General features: G+C 61.2%; 9 protein-coding genes and 1 rRNA gene. 4 read left to right on the forward strand and 6 right to left on the reverse strand.

Annotated elements, in window-relative coordinates:
• Window positions 1-7: 7 nt before the first annotated feature.
• Window positions 8-123 (forward strand): 5S ribosomal RNA (gene rrf / locus HP546_RS15105).
• Window positions 124-190: 67 nt separating this feature from the next.
• On the opposite strand, the gene HP546_RS15110 is transcribed toward rrf, so the two are convergent.
• The 4 genes from HP546_RS15110 to HP546_RS15125 form a co-directional block, all read right to left on the reverse strand.
• Window positions 191-2,605, reverse strand: a complete 2,415-nt coding sequence (locus tag HP546_RS15110; RefSeq protein ID WP_172226828.1) for a TonB-dependent siderophore receptor — start codon at window positions 2,603-2,605, stop codon at window positions 191-193.
• Window positions 2,606-2,772: 167 nt separating this feature from the next.
• Window positions 2,773-3,741, reverse strand: coding sequence for a FecR domain-containing protein (locus tag HP546_RS15115; RefSeq protein WP_172226831.1), 969 nt, complete (start codon window positions 3,739-3,741; stop codon window positions 2,773-2,775).
• A 4-nt stretch (window positions 3,742-3,745) separates the two neighbouring features.
• A complete protein-coding gene (locus tag HP546_RS15120) occupies window positions 3,746-4,249 on the reverse strand; it encodes a sigma-70 family RNA polymerase sigma factor (RefSeq protein WP_172226834.1) in 504 nt (167 codons plus the stop codon).
• Between the two features lie 111 nt (window positions 4,250-4,360).
• The gene (locus HP546_RS15125) at window positions 4,361-5,050 is read right to left on the reverse strand and encodes a GntR family transcriptional regulator (RefSeq protein ID WP_172226837.1); all 690 of its coding nucleotides are present in this window, start codon (window positions 5,048-5,050) and stop codon (window positions 4,361-4,363) included.
• Window positions 5,051-5,253: 203 nt separating this feature from the next.
• On the opposite strand from HP546_RS15125, the gene lapG reads away from it, so the two are divergent.
• Together lapG and lapD are read left to right on the forward strand one after the other, a co-directional pair.
• Window positions 5,254-6,015, forward strand: coding sequence for a cysteine protease LapG (gene lapG, locus HP546_RS15130; RefSeq protein ID WP_172226841.1), 762 nt, complete (start codon window positions 5,254-5,256; stop codon window positions 6,013-6,015).
• Window positions 6,016-6,025: 10 nt separating this feature from the next.
• Window positions 6,026-7,972: a cyclic di-GMP receptor LapD gene (lapD, locus tag HP546_RS15135; RefSeq protein WP_172226844.1), complete on the forward strand. Its 1,947-nt coding sequence runs from the start codon at window positions 6,026-6,028 to the stop codon at window positions 7,970-7,972.
• Between the two features lie 147 nt (window positions 7,973-8,119).
• Here the strand turns inward: lapD and HP546_RS15140 are convergent, their stop codons facing one another.
• Window positions 8,120-9,478: an HlyD family type I secretion periplasmic adaptor subunit gene (locus HP546_RS15140; RefSeq protein ID WP_172226867.1), complete on the reverse strand. Its 1,359-nt coding sequence runs from the start codon at window positions 9,476-9,478 to the stop codon at window positions 8,120-8,122.
• 7 nt (window positions 9,479-9,485) lie between these two features.
• Window positions 9,486-11,642, reverse strand: coding sequence for a type I secretion system permease/ATPase (locus tag HP546_RS15145; protein WP_172226847.1), 2,157 nt, complete (start codon window positions 11,640-11,642; stop codon window positions 9,486-9,488).
• Window positions 11,643-12,635: 993 nt separating this feature from the next.
• Here HP546_RS15145 and HP546_RS15150 point away from each other — a divergent pair.
• Window positions 12,636-14,286: retention module-containing protein (locus HP546_RS15150; RefSeq protein WP_172226864.1), on the forward strand; the 1,651-nt coding region annotated here is incomplete at its 3' end.

The raw sequence follows: 14,286 nt of genomic DNA on the forward strand, positions 1-14,286 counted from the left end.
AGAATTTCTTGACGACCATAGAGCATTGGAACCACCTGATCCCATCCCGAACTCAGTAGTGAAACGATGCATCGCCGATGGTAGTGTGGGGTCTCCCCATGTGAGAGTAGGTCATCGTCAAGATTCAAACCCAAAGCCCCTGTCTGCGATGCAGACAGGGGCTTTGTCTTTTCCGGGCAGTGGTGGCTGATCAGAACTGATAGCTGACCGTTGCGCTGACGTTGCGCTCTTCACCCATGTAGCAGTAGTTCAGACTGGCACACGAGGTGATGTAGCTTTCATTGGTCAGGTTGTTGGCGTTCAAGCGTACATCCACACCTGCGAGGCCGACCTTGCCCAGGTCATAGCCGATGGAAGCGTCGAACAGGGTGTAGGAAGGCACCTTCATGCTGTTTTCCGCATCGACCCAGCTGTACCCCACATAACGCACGCCACCGCCCAGCCGCAGGCCATCCAGAGCCCCCTGGTGGAAGTTGTAATCTGCCCACAGCGAGAGCATCTGTTTCGGTGCCTGGGTTGGCGAATTGCCTTTATTGTCCAGGCTGCCGGACACCAGGCTCGGCATCGACTTGGCATACTCGATGTCGGTAAAGGTGTAGCCACCCAGCAGCTTCAGGCTGTCAGTGAGCTGAACATGCGCTTCCAGTTCAAGCCCTTGCGAACGTACTTCCCCGACAGGGCGATAGAAATCCTCGTTTGGCTGTTTCGACGCCAGGTTCTCCTGCTCGATGCGGAACACCGAAGCAGTGAACAGGTTGTCGCTGCCAGGGGGTTGATACTTGATACCGGCTTCCCACTGGGTGCCCTCCGTAGGTGCCAGCGGGCGGCCGTCCTGATCGGATACGGTATTGGGGTTGAACGACTCCGAATAGCTGATATACGGCGCAATGCCGTTCTCGAACAGGTAGAGCACCCCGGCGCGGGTAGTGAACCTGGAGCGCTGATCGCTGGCCTTGGTATCGCTGTCCCGGTTCTCTTCGGACACCTTTACCCAGTCCTGGCGAAGCCCGAGGGAAAAGCGCCACTGGTCCAGCTCGACCAGGTCCTGCAAGTACACGCCGGTTTGTTGCAAGCGCCGCTGGTAGCGGTTCTCGCCCAGCACCTGAAGGTTGCCATTACCGTACTGCGGGTTGCCGGCATCCAGTGGATCGACTGTGCCGTAACGCCAGGCCACGTCGGCTTTGCGGCGCTGATAGTCAGCACCCAGCAGCAGGGTATGCTTGGCCGCGCCAGTGAAGAACTCCGCCTGCAGCATGTTATCGATGATGTATGAATGCAGGCGCTCGTCGCCCCCGGTGTACGCGCGATTGAGGATATTGCTGTCGGCATCGGCCCAACCGGCGGAGTACACCTGGTCCATCGACACATCCGAATCCTGATAACGGAAGTTCTGTCGTGCGGTGAAGACGTCGTTGAAGCGGTGCTCGAACTGGTAGCTGAAGGACTGTTGGGTGCGCTCGTAGTGGTCGATACCCGGTTCGCCCTCGAAGAAATGGTCCGACAACCGCAAGCCGTTGCGCTGGTGAAGCATGCCGTCGGCAGGATTGCCGCCGTGGTACCCGCCGTTCGGGTCGTGTTGCAGGTAGGCTTGCAGGGTGAGCGAGGTGTCTTCGCTGAAGTCGATGCTGATTGCCGGCGCAATGGCGTAGCGTTCTTCCTTACTGTGGTCGAACTGTGTGTCAGAGGCATCCGCCAGGCCTGTCAGGCGGTAGGCGATGCGCTTGTCGTCATCTACAGGGCCGCTGAAGTCAAAACCCATGCCGCGCTGGCCCTGGGTGCCCACCGTCGCCTGCAGTTGATGGTAGGGCGTGAACTGTGGCTTCTTGGTAGTCAATGCCACAAGCCCTCCAGGCGAGCTACGGCCATATAGCACCGAAGAAGGCCCTTTGAGAATGTCGATACGTTCGAGGAAGTACGGGTCGACCTGCATGGTGCTGTAGGTGCCGTTGTCACCCATCGACTTGAGCCCGTCGACGTAGATGTTATCCACCGACCCATCATTGAAACCGCGCATCGCCACGTAGTCATAGCGATGAGTTGCCCCGTAGGGGTTGGTCAGTACACCGGGGGTGTAGCGCATGGCCTGGGCGACAGTCTGCGAGCCCTGATCGTCCATCTGCTGACGGGTAACCACCGACACCGATTGTGAGGTCTCCACCAGCGGCATGCTGGTCTTGGTTGCCACCTGGCTGTGGGTGGCGTTGTAACCCTCCATGCTGCCCAGGGCATTGCCCAGGCTGAAGCTACGGACGTCGGTGTCTGGCAATGACAGTGCAGCGCTTTGAGGTTGTGCCTGCAGCACGTAGTTGCGCTCGCCCTGGCTTATGGCCTGCAGGCCGCTGCCATTGAGCAACTGGCGCAGCCCCTGTTCGGCAGCGTATTGCCCCTGCAAGCCGTTGGACTGCAATCCATCGGTGAGCTGTGGCGTGCTCGACAGGGTGATGCCCGCCTGCCGTGCAAACTGGTTGAGCACGTCATCCAGCGGGCCGGCCGGGATCGCGTAGCTATGGCTGGCCTGGACGACACCAGCGGCGACCGAGAGCTGCGGGGCTGTGATCAGCCCCAAGGCGGTACCGAACAGGGCAGCCCGGACAGCTTTGCGCAAAATAGCTGATTGCAAAACAGGTCGAAAATCATTCAGGGGTGAAATGTGCGTGTGCACAGGGTCGGTTGGCATGAGCGGTCCGTTGGCAAGTTGAGGGGCAGAGGGGATTGCTTTCTGTCCTAGCCGGACCGGCATTCAAAACCCGCCAAAAAATCATCAGGGCCTGATCAAGCCTGCTGTTCTACCCGCACCCACCAGCGGGTACGTTGCAGCAGCCGCACAGGTAACGTCTGTGGCAGCAGCTGCAGCAGCCGCTCCGGGTCTTCGAGGCGGAACACCCCCGACAGGCGCAAATCCGCAATCTCGTCGCTACAGCCCAGATAGCCATGGCGATACCTGCTGACCTGCGCGAGAAAGTCGAACAGGCGCATGTCCCGGGTAACGATCAGCCCTTCGCTCCAGGCCATCGCGTCCATGTCGACATGTTCCAGCCGTTGTGCACCTTGTGCATCCAGGCGCCAGTCCTCCCCGGCTTCTATCCACTGCAGCTGGCCATTGCCTGGCCGGTGGATGGCCAGCCTGCCATGGCTGACGCTGACGCGGGTGCAGTCACTGTCCTGGCGAGCAACAAAGCGCCCTTCGAAACCTTCCAGCAAGCCGTCGCGGGTTTGTATCAGCAAGGGATGCTGCGCGTTCGACGCCTGGCTGCAGGTGATCATCAATTCCCCCTGCTTCAGGCGAACCAGACGCTGCCGGTCATTGAAGGCCAGGTCCACAGCACTGCGGGTATTGAGTTGCATGAGCGAGCCATCGGGAAGGGCATAACTGCGTCGCTCACCCGTATTTGTGGCGTAGTCGGATGCCCAGTCGCTCACCATCTCCAGGTCTTTGCCCAGCCATGCCGTCGTTCCTATCATGGCAACACCGCCCAGCAGCTTCAGTGCCTGCCGCCGTTGCAGGCGCCGCTGGCTGGTTTCCAGGGTGCGCAAGGCGACACCGGCGCCGGGGATGGCGCGCAGGTCGAGGTCCTGTTGCAGGTAAGTGACCCGTTGCCAGGCCAGTTCATGCTCGTGGCGGGCACTGCGCCATTGTGCGCACTGTTGTTGCAGGGCCAGGTCATGGCCGCTTTCGCGCAGCCTCAGCGTCCACTGGATGGCCTGCTTGACCGCTGTTGCGCCAGGCTGTGCGGCAGTCATCGTCTCAGCACTCGTCTTCGTAGCGCAGCACGTAGCAATGGTAGAGCGCATCAGCGATGTAGCGCTCCACGGTACGCACCGAGATGCCCATCTGGTCGGCAATGGCCTGGTGCTTCAGCCCTTCGCACTGGGCCAGCAGGAACGCGCGGCGTACTTTCGGCTTGAGGCCGTCGAGCATGCGTGCGATGCGTTCCAGCAGTTCCAGCAGCAGTTCACGGGTTTCGGCGGAAGGGGCTTGTGCTTCCGGCACGTATGTCAGTGCCTCGAGGTAGGCCCTGTGCAGCTCCTCGCGGCGCCAATGATCGATCACCAACCCACGTGCGACCGTACGCAGGAAGGCTCTGGGCGTGTTCAGCTGGAGGGTTTCTCGCCGCTGCAGCAGGCGCACGAAGGTGTCCTGGGCAAGGTCGGCGGCATCGGCGGCATTGCCCAGCTTGCTGCGTAGCCAGGCATGCAGCCACCCATGGTGATCACTGTAAAGCGTTTGCACGGAGTCATTGCTGGACATGGGAGGAGGGCGCTGAGGTCAATGGACATGAATGATAATTAGTCTCATTGTTGGCATGGCCAGATGAATTTGCAACCCATCTGGTGCGCCGCGAGCTCCGCCGCTGAAGCGTCAGCGCCCCAGTTGGGTATCCAGATACTTGCGGATCACCCTTGCACCGCTATTCAGGTGCTGCTCCAGCACCGCTATCGCCTCATCTATCAGCTTGTCGCTGGCCGCATCCACCAAGGCGTTGTGATCGTCCTGGGTGAGCTTGCCCAGCCCCATGGATGAGAGATGAAAGCGCAGGAAGCGCTCCTCCTCGTTCAGCTCGTTCTCGATCAGGCGCAGCAGCTTCTTGTTCGGCGCCTTGCTGTACAGCGCCATATGGAAAAGGCGGTTCAAACGACCGATTTCGGCATGCCGGGTTTCGTTTTCCAGTTGCTGGATATACCCGCGGGCGCTGGTGATGTCGCTGGCATCGAGCAACGGAATGGACTGGCGCAGCGCTTCGCTCTCGAGCAATACCCGCAGGGCATAGGTGTCCACCGCATCCTCGCCGATCAGCGGCGCGACCACTGCGCCCTTGTGCATCTCCACCTTCAGCAACGATTGCGCTTCGAGTTGGCGCAGCGCTTCGCGCACAGGCATGCGGCTGACCCCGAACAAAGTGGCGAGCTCTTGTTGCCGCACCGCAGTACCTGGGGGTAAGCGGCCATCGAGAATGGCGCTACGCAGGCGTTCTTCGATCACGCCACGCGCCTGATGCGGCAGCAGCTGCTCGCTGGCCAGCACATTGCTCAGTTTGATTTTCTCGGCCACGTGACGCCTGCCTCAACGATGACAAAAGTTGGATCCAATGACACTAGTAACAGCTTGTAGGGGTGTCAAACCTGCTCTGCGCTGGCACGCGCGCCCCAAAAGCGCGGCTATGGTGGATGAAGTCGGCGGCCAAAGGAAGCAGCCTATAGAAGGATATATCCAGAAAGTGGAGGGTTGCTGACCGGCGGGGGCATGATTGCAGGGTGCCATTGTCTTTTGCCCTGGCAAGCCCCACCATCGCTGCTTTCGACTGGCCGGAACAGGGCTTCGCAGTGGCGATATCCTGGATGCTCAAAACCGTTGTGCGACGCGTCGGCCTGGCCGGGCTGCTGGGCTGCCTGCTGCTCGGCGGTTTGCATGCGGACTGGGATTTCTCCCAGATCAGCCGCCAGTCGCAGGCCCTCTATGGGCCGCTGGGTGCCGGGCAAGGCCGCATCGATGCCTGGCAGAACCTGATGGCCACGCAAAAGCAGGGGACCGAGCTTGAGCGCTTGCAAGTGGTCAACCGCTTCTTCAACCAGCAACTGCGCTATGTAGAGGATATCGACCTGTGGCATGAGGTCGATTACTGGGCGACGCCGGTGCAGGCACTGATCAAAGGTGCCGGGGACTGCGAGGACTACGCCATTGCCAAGTATTTCAGCCTGCGGCGCATGGGCATCCCCAGCGACAAACTGCGTATCACCTACGTAAAGGCGCTGCGGCAGAACCGGGCGCATATGGTGCTGACCTATTATTCAAGCCCACAGGCCCAACCCTTGGTACTCGACAGCCTGATGGACGCCATCAAGCCGGCAAGCCAGCGTACCGACCTGCTGCCGGTGTATGCCTTCAATGGCGAAGGGTTGTGGCTGACGGGTGCCACGGGCAACAAGAAAGTCGGCGATACCAAGCGGTTGTCACGCTGGCAGGATTTGTTGAAAAAAATGCAGGCCGAAGGGTTCCCGGCCGAGCCGGTTTACTGAAGGAGCACAGATGTCACTGTTCAAACAATTGCTGTTGGCCATTTGCCTGTTCCTGGTGGTCGCCTTCAGTGGCAGTTTCATGGTCAGCCTGGAAAGCTCGCGCAGCCAGTATGTCAACCAGCTGCGCTCGCATGCCCAGGATGCGGCAACTGCGCTGGCGCTGTCGCTGACGCCGAACATCGATGACCCGGCGATGGTCGAGCTGATGGTCAGTTCGATCTTCGACAGTGGTTACTATTCGAGCATCAAGGTCGTCGACCTGGGCTCCAATGCCGTGCTGGTAGAACGCCACGCCGAGCCTGACCCGGGTGGCGTGCCACGCTGGTTCGTGCAGTTGATCGGCCTGGAAGCAGCCGGTGGCGATGCCATTGTCAGTCGCGGCTGGCAGCAGGCCGCGCGCGTCGAAGTGATCAGCCACCCGATGTTTGCCATTGCCAAACTCTGGCAAAGCGCGCTGGGCAGCCTGGGCTGGTTGCTGGTGTGTGGCGCTGCCAGTGCCGTGCTCGGCGCCTTGCTGTTACGCCGCCAGTTGCGGCCGCTGGACTACATGGTCGAGCAATCCCACGCCATTGCCCGCCGCGAATTCCTCAGTCTGCCAGAACTGCCGCGCACGCCGGAGCTGCGCCGTGTGGTGCAGGCGATGAACCAGATGGTGGAGAAACTCAAGGCCCTGTTTACCGAGCAGGCCGAGCGCAGTGAACGGTTGCGTGCCGAGTCCTATCAGGACAGCCTCACTGGCCTGTCGAACCGGCGTTACTTCGAGATGCAGCTGAACACCCGGGTCAGCAACCTGGAAGAGGCGCGCGCGGGCTATCTTCTGCTGCTGCGGGTGCAGGGTCTGGCGGGTTTGAACGCACGTCTTGGCGGCCAGCGCACCGACCAGTTGCTGCAGGCGGTAGGTGAGCAGTTGCGCCGCACCTGTGCCAGCTTTCCGGAAACCAACGACCTGATTTCCCGCAGCCGCGGTGGCGAGTTCGCTGTGCTGGCGCCGGGCATGGTGCATGAAGAGGCGGTAAACCTTGCCCAGGCACTGGAGGCCACGCTGCAGAGCCTGCATGAGACCGGCGCCAGTGATATCGACCCGGTAGCCTGCATCGGCCTCGCGCCCTTCAGCCCCGGCGATGCGCCGCAGGCGTTGCTCAAGCTGGCTGACGAGGCCCTGGCCCGCGCCGAGAACCAGCCGACGCCAGGCTGGGTGTGCCTTGAGCAAGGTGTCGCCGCAGTTGCTGCAGACAGCCAGCATGCCTGGCACGAGCGGCTGGACCAGGCCTTCAACAACGGGCACTTCGAGTTGTTCTTCCAGCCCGTGGTGGATTGCGACAATGCGCAACGGGTACTGCACCATAAGGTGATTTCGCGCTTGCAGGATGGCCAGGGCGTGGCCTTGCCGGCCGGTCGCTTCCTGCCCTGGCTGGAGCGTTTCGGCTGGATGCCGCGGCTGGACGTGCTGGTGCTGGAAAAGGTGCTGGCCCACCTGCGCGGGCATGACCAAGTGCTGGCGCTGAACTTGTCGGCTGCCACCCTTGCCGACCCCAAGGCCCTGCAGCGAGTCTTCGAACTGCTGGGTCAGAACGCGGCACTGGGGCCCCGCCTGGTTTTCGAAATTGGCGAAGAGCAGTTGCCTGAACAGGCTGCTCTGGAGCAACTGACCCGGCGCCTGCACGCCCTTGGCTTCGGCTTGGCGCTGCAACGCTTTGGCGGGCGCTTCAGCATGATCGGCAACCTGGCGCACCTGGGGCTGGCGTACCTGAAGATTGACGGTAGCTACATCCGCAACATCGATCACGAGCAGCACAAACGGCTGTTCATCGAGGCCATCCAGCGCGCGGCTCACAGCATCGACTTGCCGCTGATTGCCGAACGGGTCGAGACGGAAGGCGAGCGGCGAGTGTTGAAGGAGATGGGTGTGGGCGGGATACAGGGGCAGTTGGTAGGCGAGCCCGCGCCCTGGCGCTGAGTTGTCGTACTGGCAGTTCCGGCCCTATCGCCGGCAAGCCAGCTCCCACAGATACTGCACAGCCTTTGAAGTCGGTGGAGTGCCTGTGGGCGCTGGCTTGCCGGCGATAGGGCCAGAGGAGCCACCAGAAAGCAGTGGCCAAGCTGATTACCGCTCGCGCAGCGCTTCCGAACGCGCCTTCATGATCGGCTTGAGCAAGTAGCTCATGATGGTCTTCTTGCCGGTCATGATGTCCACCGTCGCCACCATCCCCGGGATGATCAGCAGCGGCTTCTCGTCAGTCCCCAGGTGGCTGCGATCGGTGCGCAGTTTGATCAGGTAATACGTGGTCTTCTTGTCCTCATCGGTGATGGTGTCTGCGCCGATCTGCTCCAGCTTGGCCTTGAGCCCACCGTAGATGGTGTAGTCATACGCCGTGAACTTCACCGTCGCTTCCTGGCCAGGGTGCAGGAAGGCGATGTCCTTGGGCAGGATCTTCGCCTCGATGACCAGCGTGTCGTCCAGCGGCACCACCTCGATGATATCGCTGCCAGGCTGGATCACCCCGCCAATGGTGTTGACCAGCATCTGCTTGACGATACCGCGCACCGGCGAAGTGACCAAGGTACGGTGCACCCGGTCGTCCAGCGCCTTGCTGGTGGCGGTGGCCTTGTTCAGCTCGGTGCGCGCCTCGTTCAGCTGGGTCAGCGCCTCGCTGCGGAATTTGCCACGGGTTTCTTCGATCTTGCTTTGCACCTCACGAATGGCCGCCTCGGCACGCGGGATAGCCAGCGCGGTGGAGTCCAGCTGGCCGCGGTTTTCCACTTCGGCACGACGCAGGCGCAGTACTTCTACCTGCGAGATCGCACCTGTGGCCACCAGCGGCTCCGACATGCCGATTTCCTTGCGCAGCAATTCGAGGCTGTTTGCGTACTGCGAGCGTTTGGAGCTGTACTCGCGCAGTTCCTGCTGGCGCTGCACCAACTGTTGCTGCAGGCCGCCAATCTCGTCTTGCAGTTGCTGACGACGGCTCAGGTACAGCGACTCTTCGTTCGCGGCCTGGCTTGGTGCAGCTTTGCGCAGCTCTTCGTCGATTTTCAGCGGGCTGTCCTGCACCTCGGCACTCAGGCGCTCGACCCGCAAGGCCATGGCCAGGCGGTCGGCCTCGGTTTCACCGACGTTGGAGGCAAAGCGGGTTTCATCCAGGCGCAACAGCGGCTGGCCGACTTCGACAATCTGCCCCTCCTTGGCGAATATTTCGGCGACGATGCCGCCCTCCAGGTTCTGGATCTTCTGCACCTTGGAAGACGGAATGGCCTTGCCTTCACCTCGCGTGACTTCGTCGATGCGGGCGACGCTGGCCCACACGATCAGGAACACGAAGAACAGGATCACGCCCCAGATGGTCAGCCGTACTACCCGCGGCGCATCCTCGATCAGGGCTTTGTTGACCTCGGGCAACGGTTGCCCGCCCAACGAGTCGCTGCCTTTGAAATAGCGCCGCAGGCCGCTCTTGAACTGCCCCATATCCAGCTTATGCAACACTGATCTGCCCCTTCTTCAGCGCATCCATGACCGCGGCTTTCGGGCCATCGGCGACAATCTGCCCGCGATCGATCACGATCAGCCGGTCCACCAGCGACAGCAGCGAGGCACGGTGCGTGACCAGCAGCACTGTCTTGCCTTCCACCACCGCCTGCAGGCGCTGCTTGAGGCGTTCTTCACCGGTGTTGTCCATGGCGCTGGTCGGTTCGTCCAGCAGCAGAATCTGCGGGTTGAGCAGCAGCGCTCGGCCCAGGGCGACGTTCTGGCGCTGGCCGCCGGACAGGTTTTGCCCACGCTCGCCCACTTGCAGCTCGTATCCGTCCGGGTGCAGCCTGGCAAACTCGTGCACGCCGGCCAGTTCGGCAGCCTGCAGGATAAGCTCGTCTTCGATGTAGCGGGCGCCGCTGACCAGGTTGTCGCGCAGGGTGCCGGCCAGCAGCTGGATGTCCTGCGGCACGTAGCCGATGTTGTGGCGCAGCTCGCTGACGTCGATCTGGCGGATATCCACGCCATCCACCAGCAACGAGCCACCATCGGCTTCGTACAGGCCGACGATGAGCTTGGCCAGGGAGCTCTTGCCCGAGCCACTTCGGCCAATGATGCCGACCTTTTCGCCGGGGCGTATGGTCAGGTTGATGTTTTTCAGGGCCAGGTTCTGCTGGTTGGGGTAGGTGAAGTCGACCCCGCGAAACTCGACGCTGCCCTGCAGCACTCTGCGGCTGAGTGGGCGCTCTTCGAAGTTGCGCTCTTGGGGCAGCTCCATCATGTGGTCGGTGGAGACCATGGTCACCTTGGCCTGCTGGTAGCGGGCAAGCAGGCCGTTGAGCGACCCGAGCGGGCCGAGCGCGCGGCCGCTGAGCATGTAGCAGGCCACCAGGCCGCCCATGCTCAGGTTGCCGTCGATGATCAGGTACACGCCGACGCAGATCATCGCCACACCTGCCAGTTGCTGGATCAGCAAGGTGATGTTCATCGCCAGGCTCGACAGCACCTTCACGCGCAGTTCCAGCCGGCTGAGGGTGCCGAGGGTCTGCTCCCACATGTACTGGCGTTCGCTTTCGGCGTTGTTGACCTTTACCGCATCCAGGCCGGCCAGGGTTTCGATCAGGCTGGACTGGCGCTCCGAGGCCAGGGCCATGGTCCGCTCCATGGTCGCCATCAGCGGCCGTTGCAAGGCGTAGCCGATTCCCAGAGCCAGCGGGAAGGCGATGATCGGGATCCATACCAGGTGCCCGCCAATGATGGCGATGACGACCAGGATCAGGATGGTGAAGGGCAGGTCGATCAGGCTGGTCAGGGTCAGCGAGGCAAGGAAGTCGCGCAGGCCCTGGAACTCGTGAATATTCTGGGCAAAACTGCCGACCCTTGCCGGCCGGTACTTCATCGACATGCCGACGATGCGTTCGAACAGTGTCGCCGAAATGATCAGGTCGGTCTTCTTGCCGGCCAGGTCCAGGCAAAGCCCGCGCAGGCCCTTGAGGATCAGGTCGAAGATGTAGGCGCCGGCAATACCGATGGCCAGCACCCAAAGCGTCGAGGTGGCCTGGTTGGGTACCACGCGGTCATACACGTTCATCACGAACAGCGGCGCGGCCAGGGCGATCAGGTTGATTACCAGGCTGGCGGCGATGGCATCGATATACAGCCATTTGCTGCGCAGCAAGGTGTCGCGGAACCACGACTTTGTCCGCGGGATGAGATTGCCGTGGTTGACGTCGAACTTGTGTTGCGGCTGGGCGAAGAACACCCGGCCGCTGTAGTCGCTTTGCAGCGCTTCGCGGCTGACGTGCACTTCGCCGCCGTCGCTCTCGCTGAGCAGCAGGCGCGCGGTGTCATCGTTTTCCCAGCCCAGCAGGACGGCGCTGCGGCCTTCTTTGAGCAGCAGCATGGCCGGCATGGCGATTTTCGGGATCTGCTCCAGCTTGCGTTGCAGCAACCGCCCCTGCAGCCCGGCCCGGGCGGCGGCGCGGGGCAGCAGCTCGGGGCTCAGGCGCTGGGCAGGCAGCGGCAAGCCGGTGGTCAGCATGACCCGGCTGGCAGGTTTCTGGTGCAGGACACACAGGCTCAGCAGACTATCCAGCAGGGGGTCGTCATGCTGACTGCGTGGATCGTGGCTGAGTTGGACTCGACTGACTTCGGATTCCACGCGGCGCTCTCTTCATCCTTGTGGGTGGGTGGGGTGGGTGTGCCGCCGTACAGGCTGGCGGGCTCACCCTGGCTCTCTATGGTCTGTACCAGGCTGTGGGGCTGGGGACGCTGGCGTCCTCACGCCGGGGCAGGCCAATGGTCGCCTTGAATCGGTGTTGAGTAAACAATTCTACGTGGTTCATTTCTACCAGACGTGACTGGGTCATGGATGTTTCATTTTTGATCCGGTAGGCGACCTGCTGGAAATCAGTTTGCAGCATAGCGTTCCTGATGCGAGTGGCAGCGAGGGGGTCACTGTCCAGCTTAGTCATTGTCATTAAACAGGCGCTGCTTTATTGGCGTAACGCTGTAAGTATTTAGTCAAAATTTATCTATAAAAAGCCGATCTCCAGGGACTCTGTGTTCAATAATTGCCGCCCGGATTCTGCAATGGAGTGACGGTAATGGCGGTCCCCACACTCACGTCTTTGATTTACAACATTTTCCCTGTCATTTGACAGCGTGAGGGCAGGTGTCTTTTGGTGATTTTGGCGGCCACGGACCATAGCGCTGCCTGGCCTGCAGGCCGCTATGTGGTTGGCTTCCCGGCAAGGTTTGTGCTTGTGTATCGCCTGTGGGGCAGGTGGCGGAATCTTTGACGCCTCAGACTTTGACAGACCCGATCGAAGGCGGGCCCCGAGGCGTGTTTCACGATCGCCGAAGGGGCTGAAACGGCACCTGAACCGCCAACGTTATCCGCTTTAAATGAAGCACGGCATTTGCCCCCCGGAAACGGTTGGCTAAGGTTCGAATATCAATGTGACATTACATTGCCGATTGTTTAGGATGGCCTGTATAAGGTCAATAGTTTGGCAGTTAAGTAATTCCAAATAGTTATAGACGGAATATTGGCGTCAAAAACGCCAGATGATCAATGACATAGTTCCGCCTGAAGTGGCTTAGAAGTGCCGCTCTGGCAGGGAAGTACCCACAGGGTCACACGGAGAGTCCAATGAGCAGCGTTGTAGCCATCGTCAAAAGTATTGTCGGCCAGGTTATTGCGGTATCCCCAGAAGGCATCCGCCGTGTGCTCATCGAGGGTGACCGTCTGTTGTCCGGTGAGGAGGTCCTCACTGGCCCTGGTGGCGCAGTAACTTTGGAACTGGCTGATGGCCGTCTGCTTGACCTTGGCCGTGACACCCAGTGGAGTGCCGATGCTCCCGACAGCAGCACCGACCTGAGCCAGGCCACCGCACAGGCTGCGCCGTCGGTTGAAGAGCTGCAGCAGGCGATCGCTGCGGGTGTCGACCCTACTACCGAGCTTGAAGCTACTGCGGCCGGCCCGTCGGCAGCAGGCGGTGGTGGCGCGCTGGGCGGCGGCCACAGCTTCGTGATGCTTGAAGAAACCGCAGGCAGGGTCGATCCGACTGTTGGCTTCCCGACTGACGGGCTGGGCTTCGCTGCGGTATTGGACAGTGAAGAGGTTGGCCTGCTGGACACCAATGGCAACAACCGGGTGACTACGCCGACCACAGATACCAACGTTGCTACTGACCTGATTCTTGGCGCCACGCCTTCTATCAGTGAAGCGGGTGGCGTAATCGTCTATACCGCCACGGTTGGCCAGGCACCGACCACCAGCCTGGTAATCACGCTGTCAAACGGTGCCGTCATCGTCATTCCGGCCGGGCAGACCAGCGGTAGCATCAACGTCGTGGTGCCGGCGAACGATACGCCCTATATCGATGGCGGCCAGATTTCGGCGACCGTGACAGGTGCCACCGGTGGCGGTGGGTTGACTGTAACGCTGCCGCAAACGCCTGCGGTTACCCAGGTCACCGATACCATCGACAGCACCACCGCGACCCTGACCGCCTCGCCAAGCGTGACCGAAGGCGGCGTGATCACCTATACCGTGACCCTGAGCAACCCTGCTCAGACGCCGGTGACCGTGAACCTGTCCAATGGCCAGACCATCACTGTTGAAGCGGGCAAGACCCAGGGCAGCGTTGATTTCCAGACCCCGGCTAATGACGTCTACAACAACGGTTCCACCGTCAGCGTCACCATCGATAGCGCCACTGGCGGCAACTTCGAGCAGCTGACCCCGAACCCGACCCCTGCTCAAACCACGATCAATGATTCGGTCGATAACACCACTGCGACCCTGACCGCTTCGCCGAGTGTGACCGAAGGCGGCGTGATCACCTACACCGTGACCCTGAGCAACCCTGCTCAGACGCCGGTGACCGTGACTCTGTCCAACGGCCAGACCATCACTGTTGAAGCGGGCAAGACCCAAGGCAGTGTCGACTTCCAGACCCCGGCTAATGACGTCTACAACAACGGTTCCACCGTCAGCGTCACCATCGAGAACGCCACCGGCGGCAACTTCGAGCAGCTGACCCCGAACCCGACCCCTGCTCAAACCACGATCAATGATTCGGTCGATAACACCACTGCGACCCTGACCGCTTCGCCGAGTGTGACCGAAGGCGGCGTGATCACCTACACCGTGACCCTGAGCAACCCTGCTCAGACGCCGGTGACCGTGACCCTGTCCAACGGCCAGACCATCACTGTTGAAGCGGGCAAGACCCAAGGCAGTGTCGACTTCCAGACCCCGGCTAATGACGTCTACAACAACGGTTCCACCGTCAGCG

Source organism: Pseudomonas sp. CM25 (assembly GCF_013179705.1).
In the GTDB taxonomy this organism is placed as follows: Bacteria; Pseudomonadota; Gammaproteobacteria; order Pseudomonadales; family Pseudomonadaceae; genus Aquipseudomonas.